At 72.3% G+C, this 20,043-nt stretch carries 15 protein-coding genes and 1 riboswitch; of the genes, 6 read left to right on the top strand and 9 right to left on the bottom strand.

Annotated features, from left to right (window positions below):
• Positions 1-23: 23 nt before the first annotated feature.
• On the bottom strand, positions 24-1,256 hold the full coding sequence (locus tag ACH5AC_RS29935) for an outer membrane lipoprotein carrier protein LolA (RefSeq protein WP_398865325.1): 1,233 nt from the start codon (positions 1,254-1,256) through the stop codon (positions 24-26).
• Positions 1,257-1,452: 196 nt separating this feature from the next.
• The gene (locus ACH5AC_RS29930; RefSeq protein ID WP_398865324.1) at positions 1,453-2,463 is read right to left on the bottom strand and encodes a polyprenyl synthetase family protein; all 1,011 of its coding nucleotides are present in this window, start codon (positions 2,461-2,463) and stop codon (positions 1,453-1,455) included.
• Positions 2,464-2,926: 463 nt separating this feature from the next.
• Positions 2,927-3,099, top strand: a riboswitch (cyclic di-AMP (ydaO/yuaA leader).
• Positions 3,100-3,102: 3 nt separating this feature from the next.
• On the opposite strand from ACH5AC_RS29930, the gene ACH5AC_RS29925 reads away from it, so the two are divergent.
• Complete coding sequence (locus ACH5AC_RS29925) at positions 3,103-3,582, top strand: transglycosylase SLT domain-containing protein (protein WP_398865323.1); 480 nt, start codon at positions 3,103-3,105, stop codon at positions 3,580-3,582.
• A gap of 29 nt (positions 3,583-3,611) precedes the next feature.
• Here ACH5AC_RS29925 and ACH5AC_RS29920 read toward each other — a convergent pair whose 3' ends face one another.
• Positions 3,612-4,436: an HAD family hydrolase gene (locus tag ACH5AC_RS29920; protein ID WP_398865322.1), complete on the bottom strand. Its 825-nt coding sequence runs from the start codon at positions 4,434-4,436 to the stop codon at positions 3,612-3,614.
• Between the two features lie 221 nt (positions 4,437-4,657).
• Here ACH5AC_RS29920 and ACH5AC_RS29915 point away from each other — a divergent pair, with 221 nt between their 5' ends.
• The 3 genes from ACH5AC_RS29915 to ACH5AC_RS29905 all read left to right on the top strand — a co-directional run bounded on the left by ACH5AC_RS29915 (position 4,658) and on the right by ACH5AC_RS29905 (position 7,876).
• The gene (locus tag ACH5AC_RS29915; protein WP_398865321.1) at positions 4,658-5,722 is read left to right on the top strand and encodes a GNAT family N-acetyltransferase; all 1,065 of its coding nucleotides are present in this window, start codon (positions 4,658-4,660) and stop codon (positions 5,720-5,722) included.
• Positions 5,723-5,750: 28 nt separating this feature from the next.
• Positions 5,751-7,040 (top strand): glycosyltransferase, encoded by a 1,290-nt coding sequence (locus tag ACH5AC_RS29910; protein ID WP_398865320.1) that lies wholly within the window; start codon positions 5,751-5,753, stop codon positions 7,038-7,040.
• A gap of 80 nt (positions 7,041-7,120) precedes the next feature.
• Complete coding sequence (locus ACH5AC_RS29905; RefSeq protein ID WP_398865410.1) at positions 7,121-7,876, top strand: polysaccharide deacetylase family protein; 756 nt, start codon at positions 7,121-7,123, stop codon at positions 7,874-7,876.
• Between the two features lie 69 nt (positions 7,877-7,945).
• Here the strand turns inward: ACH5AC_RS29905 and ACH5AC_RS29900 are convergent, their stop codons facing one another.
• The 5 genes from ACH5AC_RS29900 to ACH5AC_RS29880 all read right to left on the bottom strand — a co-directional run bounded on the left by ACH5AC_RS29900 (position 7,946) and on the right by ACH5AC_RS29880 (position 15,421).
• Positions 7,946-9,055 (bottom strand): glycosyl hydrolase, encoded by a 1,110-nt coding sequence (locus tag ACH5AC_RS29900; protein WP_398865319.1) that lies wholly within the window; start codon positions 9,053-9,055, stop codon positions 7,946-7,948.
• Positions 9,052-9,486: a hypothetical protein gene (locus ACH5AC_RS29895; protein ID WP_398865318.1), complete on the bottom strand. Its 435-nt coding sequence runs from the start codon at positions 9,484-9,486 to the stop codon at positions 9,052-9,054. Before ACH5AC_RS29895 ends, ACH5AC_RS29900 begins: the two co-directional genes overlap by 4 nt.
• The gene (locus tag ACH5AC_RS29890; RefSeq protein WP_398865409.1) at positions 9,483-11,336 is read right to left on the bottom strand and encodes a glycosyltransferase; all 1,854 of its coding nucleotides are present in this window, start codon (positions 11,334-11,336) and stop codon (positions 9,483-9,485) included. Before ACH5AC_RS29890 ends, ACH5AC_RS29895 begins: the two co-directional genes overlap by 4 nt.
• Positions 11,337-11,838: 502 nt before the next feature.
• Positions 11,839-14,106: a lipopolysaccharide biosynthesis protein gene (locus ACH5AC_RS29885; protein ID WP_398865408.1), complete on the bottom strand. Its 2,268-nt coding sequence runs from the start codon at positions 14,104-14,106 to the stop codon at positions 11,839-11,841.
• Positions 14,107-14,233: 127 nt separating this feature from the next.
• Complete coding sequence (locus tag ACH5AC_RS29880) at positions 14,234-15,421, bottom strand: DegT/DnrJ/EryC1/StrS family aminotransferase (protein ID WP_398865317.1); 1,188 nt, start codon at positions 15,419-15,421, stop codon at positions 14,234-14,236.
• A gap of 339 nt (positions 15,422-15,760) precedes the next feature.
• On the opposite strand from ACH5AC_RS29880, the gene fahA reads away from it, so the two are divergent.
• Entirely contained in the window at positions 15,761-16,975 is a 1,215-nt protein-coding gene (fahA, locus tag ACH5AC_RS29875) for a fumarylacetoacetase (protein WP_398865316.1), read from the top strand.
• Between the two features lie 115 nt (positions 16,976-17,090).
• Positions 17,091-18,029: a M56 family metallopeptidase gene (locus tag ACH5AC_RS29870; protein WP_398865315.1), complete on the top strand. Its 939-nt coding sequence runs from the start codon at positions 17,091-17,093 to the stop codon at positions 18,027-18,029.
• 84 nt (positions 18,030-18,113) lie between these two features.
• Here the strand turns inward: ACH5AC_RS29870 and recQ are convergent, their stop codons facing one another.
• On the bottom strand, positions 18,114-20,039 hold the full coding sequence (gene recQ / locus ACH5AC_RS29865) for a DNA helicase RecQ (protein WP_398865314.1): 1,926 nt from the start codon (positions 20,037-20,039) through the stop codon (positions 18,114-18,116).
• Positions 20,040-20,043: the final 4 nt, after the last annotated feature.

The following is a 20,043-nucleotide window of genomic DNA, read 5'->3' as shown; positions in this document are numbered from 1 at the left end:
CGGCCCCTCCTGCCCCCGGTGGCTCACTTCTGCTGGTTCGCCGCCTTCACGAGCGCGTCCTTGGTGACGGCGCCGGCGTAGACCTTGCCGTCGTCGGTGACCAGGGCGTTGACGAGGCGGGTGGAGTAGACCGTGCCCGAGCCGAACTTGCCGGTGACCTTGTCGCCGAAGGAGCCGAGGAAGTCGCCGAACGCGCCGAGGTCCTCACCGCCTGCGGCCGGACCGGAGGGCAGGTCGCCCATGCCCTCGGCGCCGGAGTCGAAGGTGGCGATGGCGCCCCAGCCCTCGCCGAGGACGTTCATACCGCCGAGCTCGCCGCCGAACGCGCCGAAGTCCTCGGCCGCTCCCGGTTCCTCCTCCATCCCCTTCTCCATGTCCTCGGCCTCGGCCTCGGTGACCTTGGCGCCCTTGGGCGGGGTGAAGTCGAAGGTGGAAGCGGCCGGCTTGGCGAAGCTGACCTTGGTGAAGCCCGCGTCCACGACGGCGGCACCGCCGCTCGCCGGAGTCAGGGTGAACTTCAGGGGCATGCCCGTGCCCGCGTCCACGGCCACGGTGATGGCGCCGACGGTGGAGGTGGCGTCCTTCGGCTTGATGACCAGCTTGTAGGCGTCCCGCCCGGCGACGTGCAGGCTGCCGTCGACGGTGACGGACGTGGTGTCGTCGACGGCCTTGAGAGCTTCGTCGGCGAGTTCCTTGGGCGTGACGGGGACGGTCTCCCCGCCCTTGTGGTCCGCCTCGCCGTTGTGGTCCGCCGCCTCGTCCTGCGGGGCGGTGGAGTGGTAGACCTCGTTGGACTCGCTGTCGTAGCCCCAGAGGTCCTTGCCGTTGTGGATCAGGCTGTACTCGGCGCCCTTCTCCAGGAGGGAGAGCTTCTGCCGGTCCGGCCCGTCGGCGGCGACGCGCAGGGTGTGGGTGCCGGTGACCAGCTCGGTGAGGCGCGCGGAGGGGTCCGCGGAGGAGCCCTCACCCGACTCGGTCATCCCGGCCAGCAGGCCGTCGGCCAGGCCGCCGAGGTCCGGGAGCCCGAGGTCCGTGCTGATCTTCACGGTGCCGGAGAACTGCTCGACGTCCGATGCGGCGATCTTCTCCACGAGCTGCTGCGCGGTGACCTCGGGCAGATCGGGGTCACCGGAGTCGGCGAGCGCCGGGACGAGACCGATGGTCGCGGCCGCGACACCCACGACGGTGACGGGGACGACGTACCGCGCGACCTTGCGCCGCGCGGTGGTGGTGTCGTCGGATTCGTACGGTGCCATGTGTGCCTAACCTCCGTAGTCGGCGGCGCCATTCACCCGAATCGGTGAGGAGCGGTGGTTTCCGTACTCACCATCAGACCAAAACCGCCCGTGGGAGACGTCAGCCCGCGGACTCAACTCAATGTACGACTTCGGTATGACATCGGTGACTTGGAGGTGGAGGCGACCCGTAGGGGATGATCCGGAGCCGGGGGTGTCAGCCCGCGCGATGCACCACCGCGTCGCACAGCTCGACCAGCGCCACCTTCGCGTCGCACTCCGGCAGCGGGGCAAGCGCCGCCCGCGCCTCCTTCGCGTACCGCACGGTGTCCCGCCGCGCCTGCTCCAGCGCCGGGTGCGCCCGCAGCGCGGCCAGCGCCTCGGCGTGCCGTACGTCGTCACTGAGGTCGGAGTCCAGCAGTTCGCACAGCGCGATGTCCTCCGGCAGCCCGAGCCGTGCCGCCCGCTCCCGCAGCCGCAGTACGGGCAGCGTGGGGATGCCCTCGCGCAGATCGGTGCCCGGCGTCTTCCCGGACTCGTGCGAGTCGGAGGCGATGTCCAGCACGTCGTCGGCCAACTGGAAGGCGACCCCGAGGCGCTCTCCGTACTGGGTCAGCACATCGACCACGGTCTCGTCGGCCCCGGACATCATCGCCCCGAACCGGCAGGACACCGCGACCAGCGAGCCGGTCTTGCCGCCGAGCACATCGAGGTAGTGATCGACGGGGTCGCGCCCGTCGGTCGGGCCGGCCGTCTCCAGGATCTGTCCGGTGACGAGCCGTTCGAACGCGAGCGCCTGGACGCGTACCGCCTCCGGCCCGAGGTCGGCGAGGATCTGCGAGGCGCGGGCGAAGAGGAAGTCACCCGTGAGGACGGCGACGGAGTTGCCCCAGCGGGTGTTCGCGCTGTCGACCCCGCGGCGCACCTCGGCCTCGTCCATGACGTCGTCGTGGTAGAGCGTGGCGAGATGCGTGAGCTCCACCACGACGGCCGACGGCACCACACCCGGCGCGTAAGGGTCGCCGAACTGCGCGGCGAGCATCACCAGCAGCGGCCGGAACCGTTTGCCGCCGGCCCGCACCAGGTGCTGCGCGGCCTCCGTGATGAAGGGCACCTCACTCTTGGTGGCTTCGAGCAGGCCCTCCTCGACAGCCGCCAATCCAGCCTGGACATCGGCTTCGAGGGCCTGGTCCCGCACGCTCAGCCCGAACGGCCCGACGACGGTCACGAGGGATCTCCTGTCTGCTGGCGTCTACCGGCGATTACACGGTTTGTCGATAGGTCGCTGCCATCACTCAAGTCAGCGTATCCGGTCACGTTTCGATCACCATCAGACCCCACCGCCTCACGTGAAGGGAACGCCAAGGGAACGGAAGGGACATTTATCGACTTACCGGAAAGTATCCATTAGCCAACCAATGAAGAATTAGCCGCTATTGCCCGATTTGCCACGCATTGCAAAGGGCGGTGACATCTCTCACTCGGCCCGACCGCCCGACCGCGCCCCGGGCGCCCGTCTCCCCTGCCCCGCAGGCGAGTTGAGCCTTGGCGAACGCAAAGGATCAAGCGCCCCATATGCCTCGCCGCGAGGTCAACAGGGCGTTCTGTGAATTCGCCACTTGTTTCGGACATGTGCCCTCGCATACGTTCCCGCCGAGTCGGGCGGACGCCGAATCCTGCCGCCGCCTGACACCCACCCATCGACGAACCACTCGCGTACGGCAGGAGCGGGGGACCCAGGTAACACGCCGCGCCGGGCACACGCCCGACCGGCTTGGGGTGAAGCCATGCCCGTACGGGCGTGGCCGGGCACCTCCCAGCCCGAACCCGACAGCTCACCTCGCAGGCGCCGGAGAGGAACATCACCATGCCCGCATACGGCAAGCCCACCCGCCCGAGCCGCCTCGCCCGCCGCCTCGCCCTCGCCGGCACCGGCGTGGCCGTACTCGCCCTCCCGCTCGTCGGCGCGACCACCGCGTCCGCGGCCACGGCCACCCCCACCTCGACGACGACGGTCGCCGGATACCCGAACAACCTCGACGGCTGGATCCGCGAATCCCTCGCGATCATGGCGGAGAAGGGCATTCCGGGCAGCTACGACGGCATCCACCGCAACATCATGCGCGAGTCGTCCGGCAACCCGAACGCCATCAACCTGTGGGACTCCAACGCGGCCAAGGGCACCCCGTCCAAGGGCCTGCTCCAGGTCATCGACCCGACCTTCGCGGCGTACCACGTGGCCGGCACCTCGTACGACCCGTACGACCCGGTCGCGAACATCACCGCCGCCTGCCACTACGCCCAGCACCGCTACGGGTCGATCGACAACGTCTTCGGGGCCTACTAGGCGTACTGGGCGCTGTACCGGACAGCGCCTCACGGAAAGAGCCGTTCGAGGACGACGGCCACCCCGTCGTCCTCGTTCGACGAAGTCACCTCGTCGGCCACCGCCTTCAGCTCGGGATGCGCGTTGGCCATCGCCACCCCGTGTGCCGCCCAGTCGAACATCGGGATGTCGTTGGGCATGTCGCCGAAGGCGATCGTGTCGGCCGGCCCGATGCCCAGGTGCCGGGCGGCCAGCGCCAGTCCGGTGGCCTTCGTCACCCCGCACGGCTGGAGCTCCACCGTGCCCGGCCCCGACATGGTGACCGTGGCCAGCGAGCCCACCGCCGCCCGCGCCGTCGCCGCCAACTCGTCGTCGGACAGCTCCGGATGGCGCAGCAGCACCTTGCTGATCGGCTCGCACCACAGGTCCTCGCGGCGGGCGACCCGCAGCGCGGGCAGCGTCGGGTGCGGCATCCGGTACCCGGGCTCGATCAGCGTCAGCCCGTCGACGCCGTCCTGGTCGACGGCCGCGTACACCTGGCCGACCTCGGCCTCGATCTTGCCGAGCGCGGTCTCCGCCAGCTCCCGGTCCAGGGTGACCGACCACAGCAGACGGTCCGCGCCGGCGTCGTACAACTGCGCGCCCTGTCCGCACACCGCGAGCCCCCTGCTGCGCAGGTTCTCCAGCAGCGGCCGTACCCGCGGCGCCGGCCTGCCGGTCACCACCAGATGCCGGGCGCCGGCCTCGGTGACCCGGGCGAGCGCGTGCAGCGACCGGTCGGAGAAGGTGTCGTCGCCGCGCAGCAGCGTTCCGTCCAGGTCGGTGGCGATGAGGGCGTACGCGGAGCGCTCGGCATATGCGGTGGGTGCGGGCATGATCAGAGAATACGGATACTTCACGCCGGACCCGACGGCCGTCTCACGCCCCGGATCGCCGCTTTCCCACGCATCGCCGGGTAATGGACGCTTGACGGCCAATGCACCGGTTGGCAACAACATGCTCCGCTACCTACCGCCCGCACCGAGTCGGGCGGTACCGTCCAAGAGTCCAGGGGGGACTTGATCGGGGGGTCAGGTTGAACAGTGGGCGCATTCGTGTGCTGCGGCCGAGCGAACTCGGCGCGGGGGACAGGGAACGGTGGCGCGGGCTGCGGGCGCTGTCCGCGGCTCCTCGCAACCCGTTCATGGAACCGGAATTCACCGACGCGACGGGCAGGGTACGGCCACGGGCCCGGGTCGCGGTGGTCTACGAGGGGCGTGAGCCGGTCGGCTTCCTGCCCCATGAACGCGGCCCGCTCGGCGTGGGCCAGGCGCTCGCCTACGGGGTGTCCGACGCCCAGGGCGCGGTGCTGAGTCCCGGACTCGGCCTCGACGCCGCCGAACTGATGCGGGCCTGCTCTCTGTCGGCGTTCGCCTTCGACAACCTGGAGGCGGAGCAGGGCCTGTTCGTGCCGCACGCGGCCGCCGAGTACGCGGCGTACGTCATCGACGTGGAGAAGGGCTACGACACCTACGAGTCCGTCCTGCGCGCCCAGTCGCCGAAGTTCCTGAAGACGACGCTCGCCAAGGAGCGCCGGCTGGGCCGCCAGGTCGGCGAGGTGCGGTTCGTCTTCGACGAACGTGACCCGGCCGCGCTGCGCACGCTCATGGCGTGGAAGTCCGCGCAGTACCGCAGGACCGGCCGCCGGGACCGGTTCGCGCAGGAGTGGATCACGCGGCTCGTGCACGGGCTCGCCGAGACGCGCGCCCCGGAGTGCACCGGCACGCTGTCCGTCCTCTACGCCGGTGACCGTCCGGTCGCCGCCCACTTCGGGCTGCGCTCCTCGACCGTCCTGGCCTGCTGGTTCCCGTCGTACGACGTGGAGTTCTCCAGGTACTCGCCGGGGCTGGTGCTGCATCTGCGGATGGCCGAGGCGGCCGCCGCCGAGGGCATCCGCACGCTCGACCTGGGGCGGGGCGCGGCCGAGTACAAGGACTCGCTGAGGACCGGCGAACTGCCCGTGTACGAGGGGGCGTGGACCAGGCCGGGGGTCGGCGCCGGGCTGTACTGGCTCAGCCGCGAACCCGCGCGCCGCGCCCACCACTTCGTACGTAACCGGCCGAGGCTCGCGGCGGCGGCCGCTCAGGTGCTGAAGAGCACGGGGCGGCTGCGGCGGTCCTGACACCGAAACGTCATTCTGGGGGGAGCGCATGTTCCGCACGACGCGCACACGGCAGGAGATCCAGCGGTTCCTCGACATCAGTCCCGTCCAGGTCGCCGAGATCGACCTCGACGACGGGGTGGTACGACCGGGTCCGGGCAGCCCGCCGGTGACCCACGGCGAGGTGTTCCTGCTGGTCAGGCGGGCCGGTCGGCCGATCGGCACCCTGCTGGGGCGGGTGCCGGAGGGCGGCGATCCGGCGGCGGTGCTCGGGGCGTCGGCCCATCGGCTCGGCTCCCGGGCAACCTCCCCGCCCGCTGCCCCGGCCGTCCCCGGTCCGCCACCGCCGTACGCCACCGTCGTCATCGCCACCCGTGAGCGCGCCGGACAGCTCGCTCACGCGCTCGACTCGATGCTCGCCCAGGACCACCCGGACTTCGAGATCGTCGTCGTCGACAACGCGCCCGTCACGGACACCACCCGGGACCTGGTCGAGCGCAAGTACGCCGAGCGGGTGCGGTACGTGTGCGAGCCGCTGCCGGGCCTCGCGATCGCCCACAACACGGGCATCGGGGCGGCCCGTGGCGAGGTGGTCGCGTTCACCGACGACGACGTGATCGCCGACCCGCGCTGGCTCACCGAACTGACCGCGCCCTTCGCCGCCGACCCGTGGCTCGGCTGCGCGACCGGCCTGATCCTGCCGGCCCGGCTGCGCACCCCCGCCCAGGTGCTGCTGGAGAGCCACGGCGGCTTCGCGAAGGGTTTCGCGCCCCGGACGTACGACCCCGCCGAACCGCCCGCCGACGAGCCGCTGTTCCCGTTCACGGCGGGACGTTTCGGCTCGGGCGCCAACATGGCCTTCCGCACCGGCGCACTGCGCGCGGTGGGCGGCTTCGACCCCGCGACCGGCGCCGGTACGCGCGCGCGTGGCGGCGACGACCTGTACGGGTTCGTCCGCGTCCTCGCGGCCGGGCACCGGCTGCACTACACGCCGTACGCGCTGGTGTGGCACCACCACCGGGAGACCTGGCGGGACCTGGAGACCCAGGCGTACGGCTACGGCGCGGGCCTCACCGCCTACCTCACCGCGATCCTGGTGAACCGGCCCGCTCTGCTGCCGGCGTTCCTGGCGCGGCTGCCCCGGGGGTTGGCGTACGCGCGGACGCTGACGGCGGTACGGGAGGACTCGGCGGGGGGAGCACCAGGTGATCACGACGAACGGAACCATCCCTGGCCACGGCGGCTCTCACGACTGCAGCGGCGCGGGATGGCGTACGGACCTGTGGGCTATCTGCGGGCGCGACGGGCACTGCGGGCCATGAGACGGGAGCAGCGATGAGAGTGTCTGGGGACAGAGTGGCGGACCTGGGTGCCATAACAGGGCTCGACAGCATCCCGGTCCTCCTCTACCACGCCGTGATGGAGGAACCGCCCGGCTGGATCGCCGAGTTCACGGTGTCGCCGAAGCAGTTCGCGGCGCAGCTCGACGCCGTGGTCGACAGCGGTCGTACGCCCGTCACCATCAGCGCGCTCGCCGACCATCTGGCCGGGCGGGCGCCGCTGCCGGCCCGGCCCGTGCTGCTCACCTTCGACGACGGCTTCGCCGACCTGCCCGGGCCGACCGCCGAGGCGCTCGCCGAGCGGGCGCTGGCGGCGACCGCCTACCTCACCACCGGCGCCATCACACCGGGCGGGCGCAGCCTGCTGCCGCCCGCGCCGATGATGACGCTGGACCGGGCCGCGCTGCTGGAGCAGAGCGGCATGGAGGTGGGCAGTCACACCGTCACCCACGCCCAGCTCGACACCCTCGCGGCGAAGGACCTCTCACACGAACTGCGCGACTCACGTGCGCGGTTGGAGGACGCGCTGGGGCACCCGATCCGCCATCTCGCCTATCCGCACGGCTACAACAGCGGGCGGGTGCGGCGGATGGCGGCCGCGGCCGGGTACGACACGGCGACCGCCGTCCGGCACGCGCTCAGCTCGGACCACGACGAGCGGTACCGCATCGCGCGGCTCATCGTGCGGCAGAGCCACACCGTCGCCGACGTCCGGAACTGGCTGGCCGGACGGGGGGCGCGGATCGCGCCGTACCGGGACGGTCCCAGGACGGTCGGCTGGCGGTGGTACCGCCGGGCGCGCGCTGTCGTGCGGGGGCCCGTGTTCGCCGGCTGACGCGACGGGTGACTCGCCGGGTGACGCGCCGGGTGACGCGCCGGGTGGCGCGCCGGGTGGCGATCTTCCCTACCCCAGCGGCTGGTTGAGGTAGGGGTCGGAGACCGCCTTGCGCAGGCTCTTCCACGCCTGGTCGTTGGCGACGGCCAGATCGCAGTGCGGTCCGGGGTCGCGGTAGTTCCACTGGAGGGCCGCCTTGACCCCGTCGAGGTCCTTGAGCACCGCCGGCACGCCCGCGTACCACTGCGCCTGCCGCTCGGGCCGCGACGGGTCGTCGGCGGTGCCGAACTCGGAGAGCATCAGCGGCTTGTCGTCCGATATGTTCCGGCGGATCCACTCGTGGGTGGCGGTCTGGGTCTGCTCGAAGGACAGCCAGCCGGTGCGGTGGCACTGGTAGTAGTTGTACTGGTTGTAGCCGATCCAGTCGACGTACCGGTCCCCCGGGTACATCTGCCGTATGAGGTCGGCGTGGCCGATGTAGCCGGTGACGATCCACGTCCAGACGACGTTGTCGACACCCAGCGTCCGGAACCGGTCATGGATGTGCCGGTAGGCGTCGACGTAGTCCGCGGGGCTGCCGTTGGCCGGGGTGCGGGTGTCCATCTCCAGGTCGAAGGAGAGGAAGACCTTCCGGCCGGTGCGCTGTCCGTACTCCTTGATCCGCGTGGCCTGTACGTCGATGACGGAGCTGTCGAGACGGCCGGCGGCGATCTGCTTCCAGGTGGGCTGCTGGGCCTCGGTCCCGCCCCACCACTTGCTCTCCCAGGACAGCAGCAGCAGACGGTCCTCACCGACGAGCTGCTCCTGCTCGGTGAGCAGCTGGCCTTCCACGCGTCCCCCCTGGACCAGGGACATGTCGTGGTACGTGTACACGATGTCGAGCGAGCGGCCGACCCGCCGCTCGTACTGGCGGACCTTGTCCGCCAGGTCGTTCCGGTTGTGCGGGACGAAGGCTCCGAACCACGCGCCGCAGGGGGGTTCGAGCAGGTCCGTCGGGCTGCACCGGCCGCCCTGCGGGGCGAACCGTGAACCGGCCCGGCCCTCGCCGGCCGCGGAGCCATCCGCTCCGGAACCGTCCCGCAGCACCAGTACGGCCATCAGCGCCGCGCAGACGGCCAGGGCGGCGGCCAGCAGCCGCCGACCGCCGCGCAGTGGTGGTGGAGGATGAAACAACCTCACAGAGCAGTACCCTTCGCTGTCCTGGGCGGAGAGGCGCGCAGCCGCGGGCAGAACGCGGCGACGGTGGTCAGCAGCGTGAGTGTCAGCAACACGCGCTGCGCGCTGAAGGCATGCGTGGCGATGTAGACCGTCGAGACGACCAGGACGACAGCCACGCTCGACAGGACCGTCAGCATCAGCCGCTCCAGTTGGTCGGAGCGGCGTTCGAAGGCCGGGTCCCTGCGTTCGACGGGTCCTTCCGCGGGCCGCGCGCCGAGCGCCGGCCCGCAGATTCTGACCAGAGCCGCGCCCGGCCCGGCCACCAGGAAGAGGGCGACCGCGGCGACCCGTGGCGGGGAGGCGTCGGGCAGGGCGATCGAGGCGAGGGCGAGCCAGCCGCTGAGCGGGGGCAGCGTGCGGAGCACGAGTTCCCGCGGGGTCATCGGGTTCATCGGTCCGCCTCCTCGGGTTCGGCCGGCCTCGCCGTCTCCGTCGTCTGCTTCAGCGTGTAGACGGATCCCGCGCTGTTCTCGGCCACCAGCTCGAACAGCGGGGACTGAGCGACCGACCGCTGGATGCGGTCGAGCTGTTCCTCGGTGAGCAGACCGTTCATCTCCGCGTTGGCGAACTGGCCCTGGCTGAGCAGGAGATAGGCCCGGCCCGGCGACTCCACGGACGACATGTCCCGGGCAAGGGTGGCCGCCGGGTCCCGGACGATCCGGTCGACGTGCTCACGGGCGTCGTCGAGGAACCAGTAGTGGTCCACACGCCAGTAGTCGGCGAAGGCCAGCGGGTAGTTGCGGTTGGCGGCGACGACGAGCGAGCCGTCGGGGGCCCGGTCGATGAGCCCCTGGACGAGACCCACCTCGGCCGGCGGGAAGTAGCTGATGCGGTCCTTGCCGGAGTAGCTGGGCACGAAGGCGAGCGTGCCGGCGAGGAGGGCGAGAAGGGGCAGCCAGATGAAGCGGCGGGTGGTCGCGGGGTCGGGGCGGGTGGCTGTCGGGTCGCGGGGGGCTGACGTGGCGGCGGCCTCGGCGTCCGCCTCCAGCGCGGCGAGGGTGCGCACCTGGGGCAGCAGCGCGGCCGCGGCGAAGAACGCGGTGCCCGGCAGCATGAACAGCAGTACCCGGAAGGTCATCTCGCTGCCGTAGCTGCTGGCCGCGAACATCGGCAGCGGCGCGATCGCGAGCAGCAGCAGCGGCATGGCGCGATGGCGCAGCACCGGCTGCCGTACGACGCCGACCGCCGCGAGCAGCACCGTGAAGGCCGACAGCAGCCTGGCCACCCAGGACGTGGTCACCGCGCCGGTGCCGGTCGGGGTCGCCCCGTAGCCGGTGGCCACGTTCCCGCCGATGTCGCCGACCGATCGGAGCAGCTCCGGCATCGCCGCAGACAGGAAGGGCAGGGCCGCGGTCGCGCACCAGGCGAGGAAGATCGCGACGGTGGTGATCGGCGGGACCTTGTCCCGATAGCGGCGGGAGACGAGGAGGGCGGCGAACGAGATGATGAGCATGGCCGGGGTCAGCTGGTGCGAGATGACGATCGCCACGAGCAGCAGCACGAGCAGCACGGTCCACACCGCCCGCCGCTGCCGCTCGTCCGTGGCTCTGCCGGTTGCGTACCGCCGCAGGACGACGGCGAGCACACCGAGGTGCAGGGCGAAGGCGACGGACTGCGGGGAGAAGTAGTCCTGCCCCACCCAGTTGGCGATGCAGAACACCCAGACCGCGGTCCAGATCAGCCGCCGGTCCTCGGTGAACGTGCGGTAGATCAGCACCACCGGGAGCAGCAGCAGCAAGCTGGAGAACAGCGGCCACCACGCCATGAACTGGGTGGCGGCGTCCACGCCGAACAGCCGCACCACCGTCGCCTGCGCGGCGAAGAAGCCGGGCCACTGATCGTAGACGGCCATGTCCCCGATGACGTCTTCGCCCTGCAGCCGGCCGGCCGTCAGCAGATGGTCGATGACGGCGTCGTGCTTCCACGCCCACGCGTACAGCGGGGTCGGGTAGAGCACGGCCTGGGTGGCCCGCTCCATCACCAGCAGCCCCACCACGTACGCCGGCGCCCAGCCCGGGTGCCGGCGCGGGTCGCGCACCGTGTACCAGAACCCGCAGGTGAGCAGGGCCAGTCCGGCCCAGAACGCCGGGTGCAGCGCGGCGACCAGCCCGTAGTCCCCGAGCGCGGACACATCGGTGCGCGCGACGGCGATCCCCCACAGGGCCAGCGCCCCGACGAGTGCCAAGCCGGGCCAGGGCCGCCCGGTCCGCCGGGCGGCCTGCGCCCCGGCGGGGCCGGCCATCGCCTCTCCGGCGCCCGCTGCCCCGGCGCGCGCGGGTGACGTCGAGACGGTGAGGGACGGCTCTGACACGGGGGTGGACGCCTGGGAAACAGGTGTGGACGCCTGAGCAGTCGCCACAACCGGCACCGACCCGGGCCCGGCGTCCGCGTCCCGTCCACCCCGTCCGCGCCCCAGCACGGGGTCGCGCCGGGCACCGCCCCCGCGGTTCCCGTCCGGGGGCTGCTGGGCCCCAGGGATCGCGGAGGCCGCAGGCTCCGGTACGCGCGACGTCGTACGGCTCTTCCCCGTCGGCTCCGCGGGCCGGCCCGTCCGCGCGACGGCCAGGTCAAGCGTCGTCTCACCGGAGGTGACGCGGTCGTCGGGCTCCTCCGGGACCGCGTCCGCGGGTTCCCGGTCGACAGGCGGATGCGGCTTCGCGACGGGTTCGGGTTCGGTTCTCTGCCCTGGTGTGTTCGGCGGACGCACGCGGTTCCCCCCTGGCATTGCGGCTCTGGAAGCGTGTTCAGGCACTGGATCGGCCTGTTTCGTCGAAGTGGTGCGCGGGCTCCGCCGGCCGCTCGGGGCGGCGGAGCGACAGGAGCGTGACCGTCAGGAACAGCAGGGCGAGTACGGGCAGGGCGGCCGGAGCGAGCGCGTCCCGCCACGCCCAGCCCCCCACGGCGGCGAGGTACACGACTCCCCAGCGCGCCGTCCACGGCAACCACCGGCCCAGGCTGCTGAGCAACTGCCACACCATGAGAAGAGACAGCAGTTGGAACACCGGCGGCGCCCACCGCAGCAGCGAGCCGGGCCCGCCGACACCCGCTGCCTCCGCGAGGAAACCGGCTGTTTCCGTATAGAACGCCCCACCCACCGCCTGCGGTTCCCGCCCGAGCGCCACCGGCAGCGCGTAGAGCGCCAGGACCAGGGCCGCCAGAGCGGTCCCGGGCAGCCATGGCTCCTGGCGCAGGCACAGCGTCACCGCGGCGGCGTACAGCACGAGCAGGGCGAGCAGGGCACCGAGCGCCCCGGCCGGAAGCTCGTCGAGCATCTCCCGGCCGCTGAGCACCCTGCCCGCCCCGGCCGTCGGGACGTCCCGAAGCCACGGCAGGTCCCACAGCGCCACGACGAACACGCCCGTGGCGGCGGTCAGCAGCCCCCAGAGTCCCGCCCTGAGCCGCCGCTGCCACACCTCGGACCACGGCCCACGCGCCGCGTGGTCCGGACCCGGTGCCGGTACGCCGCCCCCGAGGCCGTCCTCGGCCGGCGGCGCCGCCCCCGGCTGCCGCGGCCGCACGATCAGGGCGAGTGTGTCGGCCTGCAACGCCTCCCGCTCATATCCGGGACGCCCTATGAAGAGCGTCACCGTGTCCTCGTCGGGCCGCACGTGCGGGTGCGCGGCCCGGCGGGCCCAGCTCGTGCCGTACCCGGCGGTGGAGTTCAGCCGTGCCCCGCGCGGTCCGGGCGCCGCTGCGGCGTCGGTGCCGGTGCCGGCCGTGGTGTCCGTGCCGGGCCGCGCCGGGCCCTCCCCCTCGGCCGCCGCAGCGGCCGTCGGTGAACGGAACCGTGGCGGCCGGTCGGCCGGCCCGGCCTTCGTCCCCCGCAGCGCCACCCGCAGACCCACCACCGACACCGTCGCGACCACCGTCATGCCGAGCAGCACCGCCCAGCCGGCGCCCGCGATGCCCGCCGGGGTGAACAGCACGGCCGCGCTGCCCAGCACCAGCGTGCACATCGTGCCCTGCAGCGCCGCGAGCATCCCGGTCCGGCCCTGGACCCGCAGCACCCCGATGTACAGCTCCACCACCACTCTCGGCAGCGCGGCGGCGGCCAGCAGCCGCAGCACGGTCGTGCCGTGCTCGGCGTAGTCCGCGCTGAACGGGGTCAGGATCTGCGGCGCGAACACCACCAGCACCGCGACCACCGGCACCAGCAGCAGCGTCATCCGCCGCAGCGCCCCGCGCACCCCGTCGGCGAGGTGGCGCGGGTCGTGCGAGGCGTGCGCGGTGAGGGAGGAGGCCATGTTGATGGCCATGAACTCCATCGTGCCGCCGACGGTGTACGCCACGTAGAAGTAGCCGTTCTCCGCCGCGCTGAAGCGGACCGCGACCATCACCGGCAGCAGGTTGATCATCGCCAGGCTGAACAGCGCGCCCAGCGAGTCTCCGGCCAGGAAGCGTCCCATGTCGCGGACCCTGGGCGGCTCCAGGTGCCGGTCGGCGGCCTCCTGACGCGGGATGAGCCGGCGGAAGATCAGCCAGCCGAGCGGCAGTGTGGAGAAGGCGATGGCGACGGCCCAGGAGACGAAGATGCCGAGCACCGGCAGCGCGGTGGCGAAGACGGCCAGCAGGACCAGCTTGCCGATGGAGAACACCGCGTTGCCGACGGGCACCCAGCCCGATCTGCGCAGCCCGGTCAGCACCCCGTCCTGCAGGGTGAGCAGCGCCCACGCCACACAGGCGACGACGAACGCCGCGCCCGCCGCTCTCCCGCCGAGCGGCGCGTACGAGTCGCCCCACAGGTCGAGGGTGAGCAGGAAGACGACGGCGGCGATCGCCACGACCACCGAACTCGCCGCGTACGCCCGCCACACCAGCGAGCCGGTCGCCCGTCCCGCGCGCGGCACGAACCGCACCACGGCGCCGATCATCGTGGTCGCCGTGATGCTGGCCAGCAGCCGCATCGCGGCGATCGCCGCGGAGCCCTGGCCGACGGCCTCCTCCGAGTAGTAGCGGGCGGCGACGAGCCAGAAGCCGAGGCCGAGCACCGCGGAGACGCCGGTGCTGAGCATCAGGAAGTACGCGTTGCGGAACAGCGAGTCGGAGACCGGCGCCGCCGCGTGGCCCGCTTCCGCCCGGCCCGCGGTCGACGAGGCGGCTTCCACCACCGCGGTCTCGGCCGGTGTCCCGGCCTTGGTCTCAGCCACGCGTCGGCCCCAGCCCTCCCGGTGCGTCGGCCGGGCGCACCCCGGACTCCTCCAGCACCCGTACGACCTCGCGGGCGCGCCGCGGGTCCACCGGCAGCGCATGCCGCGCGAACCACCGCGCCCCCTGCGGATCGTGCGACGGATCGGTGAACCGGGCGCCCGCGTAGTCGTCCAGCGGCGGGTCGTACAGATACCCGACGACGATCCCCCGCCGCGCCAGCGCCGCGCTCGCCGCGTCCCGGTCGGCGACGAACAGCGGTACCCGGAAGAGGGGTTGCACCTGCTCGCCCGCGGGCCGCTGGACGGGCCGCGCCCACTGGGTCGCCAGCAGCAGCTCGGTACCCTCCCGGCAGGCGGCCAGCACCGCGTCGAGCCGGTCGAGACTGCGGCCGATCCGGCCGAGCCGCAGCCGGCCCGAGCGCAGCCGGTAGTCGTGCATGTCGACCCGCACCCAGGAGTCCGACGCGGCGAGGTCCGGTGCCGCGTCGACCGCACGGGCCAACTCGCCCGGCCGCAACGGCATCCGGATCTCCTCCCGTTCGGTCAGCCCCAGCAGCCGCAGCGTCGCCCAGGCGGCCCGCCGCAGCCCGAGCCCGCGCACCGCGGCCTCCGCGTACGGCCGTACGACGTAGGCGAGTTCGGCCATGAGCCGGGGCGGCAGGAGGAGGTCCTCGCAGGTCTTCGCCAGGGCCTCGCGCAGCCCCGGGTCGGCGCAGGACAGGAAACCGCCGGCCTTGGCGCCGACGTGCTTGGACAGGCTGAAGACGGAGGCGTCCCCCCAGGCGCCGACCGGCCGTCCGCCGGTCTCGCTGCCGATGGCGTGCGCCGCGTCCTCGAACAGCGGGATGCCCAACGCGTCGCACCGCTCCCGCAGGCGTCGCGCGTCGTCCGGGTTGCCGTACAGGTTCGTCGTCAGGACCCCCGACAGCGAGCCCCACACCTCGTCGGGCACGGCATCGATGTCGATGGACGCGTCGAGCGGGTTCAGCGGCGCCTGCACCGGCCGCAGACCGGCCGCGAGCACCACGAAGAAGATGACGTCGTCGTTGACCGGCGACATCAGGACCCGTCCGCCGGACGGGCACCAGTGGCGCAGCGCCACGAACAGCCCGAACCGGCACGACGGCACGTACACGCATTCCCGGCCGAGTCTGCCGCGCATGGTCGCTTCCAGCCGCATCGGCTGTGCGCCACGCCGCGCTGACCCGAGGCCGGCCTCCCCAATGGCCATCCGCCCCCCAAGGTGTGCCATGCGGAAGCCCCCTCCCCGAGGCCCTCCGGCACCCGCCCAGAGTCTCCCTGTTCGCACCGCTCCGTCAAGATTGCGTACCCGCCTGTGGACAACTTGCCGTGCCCGAGCGGTAGCGGAGCGCTGTGGGGCGCGTGGGGTGTCGGGCGCCTCACCCGTCTCACCGCGTGCCTCCCGCACAAGGTCGGCCGTAACGTGTGGCGCGGCTCCCCGCACGCGCGGAGCACCCGCGAGCACGACATGGCGAACACGAAAGCGAGGCAGCACCCGATGCCCCCGTTCGACCTCCCCGAGGGCGACCCCTTCGGCCCGCACAACCTTCCGTACGGCGTCTTCTCGCTCCCGGACACCCCGCAGGAGCGCACCGTCGGCGTACGCCTCGGCGACCACGTTCTCGACGCCGGCGCGGCCGCCCGCGCCCTCGGCTCGCCCCACGCGCCGCTGCTCGCCCAGCCGACCCTCGGCCCGCTGCTCGCGGCGGGCCGTCCGACCTGGTCGGACGTACGGCGCGCGCTGCGGGAGTGGGTGACCGAGCCGACCCACCGGGCCACCCTCGAACCGCTGTTCCACCCGCTGTCCGCGGTGACCCTGCACCTGCCCTTCGAGGTCGCGGACTACGTCGACTTCTACGCCTCCGAGAACCACGCCCGGAACGTGGGCCGGATGTTCCGCCCCGACGCGGCCGACTCCCTCACCCCCAACTGGAAGCACCTGCCGATCGGCTACCACGGCCGCTCGGGCACGGTCGTGGTCTCCGGCACCGATGTCGTGCGCCCCTCGGGCCAGCGCAAGGCGCCGACCGACCCGGAGCCCGTGTTCGGCCCGTCGGTCCGCCTGGACATCGAGGCCGAGGTCGGCTTCGTGGTCGGTGTCCCGTCGCGGATGGGCGAGCCGGTGGGCCTCGGCGCCTACCGCGACCATGTGTTCGGCCTCTGCCTGCTCAACGACTGGTCCGCCCGCGACATCCAGGCATGGGAGTACGTGCCCCTCGGCCCCTTCCTCGGCAAGTCCTTCGCGACCTCCGTGTCGGCCTGGGTCACCCCGCTGGAGGCGCTGGACGAGGCGCGCGTGTCCCCGCCGCAGCGCACGCACCCCCTGCTGCCCTACCTGGACGACACGGGCGAGGAACCCGCCGGCTACGACCTTCGCATCTCGATCACGATCAATGGCCATGTGGTGTCCGAACCCCCCTTCTCCACGATGTACTGGACCGCCGCTCAGCAGCTCGCCCATATGACGGTCAACGGCGCCTCCCTGCGCACCGGCGACCTCTACGGCTCCGGCACGGTGAGCGGCCCGACGGAGCGCGAGCGCGGCTCCCTGCTGGAGCTGACCTGGAACGGCCGCGACCCGCTCGAACTCCCCGACGGCAAGCGGACGTTCCTGGAGGACGGCGATGTGGTCACCCTGTCGGCCTGGGCCCCCGGGCCCGGCGGCCTGCGCGTCGGGCTGGGCGAGGTGACGGGCCGGGTCACCGCGGGCTGACGTCCGCGGCCGAGGCCGTCATACTGGCGGCGGGTGCGGTCCCTGCAGTGCCCGCCGCCCAGCACCACTCCTTCTCCACAACTCCTCTCCCCTACCAGGATCCGGAGCCCGTGGCGTGATCTTCTGTCTGCTCCTGCTGAGCACCGTCGCCCTGACGGCCGCCGTGCCCGCCCCCCGTGCCCTGACCCGGGCCGGCTGGCCCGAACGGGAGCCCGTGGTCGGCCTGTGGGTGTGGCAGTGCCTGGTCGCCACGGTCCTGCTGAGCTGTCTGACGGCCCTGGTGCTGGGGGCCGCCGCCATCTTCACCACCGTCCGCACCCAGGTGTTCGCGCCGGCCCCGCCCGGCGTGGCCGAGGCGTACGACCTCTCCGCCACCCCGGCCTGGGCGTCCGCCCTCACCCTGCTGCTGGCCTGTGGGGCCGCGTGGACCACCGCGATGCTCGCCCGCGAGCTGTTCGAGGCCCGCCGGCGCCGTCATCTGGCCCGAACCCACCTGCGCGAACGCGCCCCCGACCTGCCCGCGGGCCTCCCTGCCGCCCGCGGCCCCCTACTGGTGCTGGAGGACGAGTATCCGGACGCCTGGTGGCTTCCCGGAAACCCACCCCAACTCATCGTCACGACCGGCGCGCTGCACCGTCTCACCTCCCACCAACTCGACGCGATCCTCACCCATGAGCGCGGTCACGCCCGCGCCCGCCACGACTGGCTGCTGCACCTCTCGACCGCCCTGGCGACCGGCTTCCCGCGCATCCCCCTCTTCGCCCACTTCTGCGACCAGACCCACCGCCTGGTCGAACTCGCCGCCGACGACACGGCCTCCCGCCGCTGCGGCCACCTCACCACCGCCCTGGCGCTGATCGAGCTCAACCAGCACCGGGGCGTCCTCTCCTGCGCCAACACCAACCGCCTCCTCGGCGAGCGCGTCGGCCGCCTCCTCGAACCCCCGCCGCGCCTGCTCCCCCACCACCGAGCCCTCACGACCACAGCTGCCGCCCTGGTCCCCCTTCTGCCCTTGCTGATCACCTTCGCCCCGGGCCTGACGGCACTTACCTGACCCACCCGTCTGAACCATCGCGGTCGCGGGCAGTCGGTGGCTGGTCGCGCAGTTCCCCGCGCCCCCAGGTACGCCGCCGAGCTTCTACACCCAGTCCGGCTCCGGCTCCGGCGTAGGCTCTGCGTCCGGCTCCCCCAGCCCGGCCAGCACCTCCAGCACCCCCTCCCCATACGTCGCCAGCTTCTTCTCCCCGACCCCGCCGACGCTCCCCAGCTGAGCCACCGACGTCGGCCACACCGTCGCGATCTCCCGCAGCGTCGCGTCATGGAAGATCACATAGGCCGGAACCCCCTGCTCCCGCGCCTGCTCGGCCCGCCACGCCCGCAACGCCTCGAACGCGGGAACCAGCTCCGCCGGCAGCTCGGCGGCGACCGCCGCCTTCGCCTTGCGCTCTCCCCGCCCGCCGGACGAACCCCCGGCCTTCGCGGTCACCGTCGGCTTCGGCGGCTCCTTCCGCATCGGCACCTCGCGCTCGCGCCGCAGCACCGACCCGCTCGCCTCGGTCAGCACCAGCGTGCCGTACTCCCCCTCGACCGCCAGCAGCCCCTGCGCCAGCAACTGCCGGATGACGCCCCGCCATTCGCCCTCGGCGAGCTCCTCACCGATGCCGAACACGGACAGCTGATCGTGGTCGAACTGGATGACCTTGGCCGTACGCTTGCCCAGCAGGATGTCGACGATCTGCACGGCACCGAACTTCTGCCCACGCTCCCGCTGCAGCCGCACCACCGTCGACAGCACCTTCTGCGCGGCGACGGTGCCGTCCCAGGTCTCCGGCGGTGTCAGGCAGGTGTCGCAGTTGCCGCAGCCCGCCGGGTCGGGTTCCTGACCGAAGTAGTTGAGGAGCTGACCGCGGCGGCACCGCGCGGTCTCGCACAACGCCAGCATCGCGTCCAGGTGGGCCTGCGCCCGACGCCGGAACGCCTCGTCCCCCTCCCCGGACTGGATCAGCTTGCGCTGCTGTATGACGTCGTTGAGGCCGTAGGCCATCCATGCCGTGGAGGGCAGCCCGTCACGGCCTGCGCGCCCCGTCTCCTGGTAGTAGCCCTCGACCGACTTCGGCAGGTCGAGATGGGCGACGAACCGCACGTCCGGCTTGTCGATGCCCATGCCGAAGGCGATGGTCGCGACCACGACCAGGCCGTCCTCCCGCAGGAACCGGGACTGGTGCGCCGCACGGGTGCCCGCGTCCAGTCCGGCGTGGTACGGGACCGCCTCGACGCCGTTCTTCGACAGGAACTCGGCCGTCTTCTCCACCGAGTTGCGCGAGAGGCAGTACACGATGCCCGCGTCGCCCGTGTGTTCCTCTCGCAGGAAGCCCAGCAGCTGCTTCTTGGGGTCGGCCTTGGGAACGATCCGGTACTGGATGTTCGGCCGGTCGAAGCTGGCCACGAAGTGCCGGGCGGTCGGCATGTTCAGCCGCTGGGTGATCTCCTGGTGCGTCGCGCGGGTGGCCGTCGCCGTGAGGGCGATCCGCGGGACGTCCGGCCAGCGCTCGCCGAGCAGGGAGAGGGTCAGGTAGTCCGGGCGGAAGTCGTGGCCCCACTGGGACACACAGTGCGCCTCGTCGATCGCGAAGACGGAGATCTTGCCGCGGGAGAGCAGGTCGAGGGTGGAGTCCAGCCGCAGCCGCTCCGGGGCCAGATACAGCAGGTCCAGCTCACCGGCGAGGAACTCGGCCTCGACCGTCCGCCGCTCGTCGAAGTCCTGCGTGGAGTTGACGAACCCGGCGCGCACACCGAGCGCCCGCAGCGCGTCCACCTGGTCCTGCATCAGCGCAATCAGCGGGGAGACCACGATGCCCGTGCCGGGCCTGACCAGAGAGGGGATCTGGTAGCACAGCGACTTGCCACCGCCGGTCGGCATGAGGACGACCGCGTCTCCGCCGGCCACGACATGCTCGATGATCGCTTCCTGCTCGCCGCGGAAGGCCTCGTACCCGAAGACCCGGTGCAGCGTGGCCAGCGCCTCGCTCCCGGTCACCCCTGCCATCTCGCTGATGCCACCCATCCCG

This window comes from Streptomyces sp. NPDC018693, assembly GCF_044391385.1.
Lineage (GTDB): Bacteria > Actinomycetota > Actinomycetes > Streptomycetales > Streptomycetaceae > Streptomyces.
The sequence above is the reverse complement of the archived record's forward strand: the minus strand, read 5'-3'. Positions and strand labels throughout refer to the sequence as shown.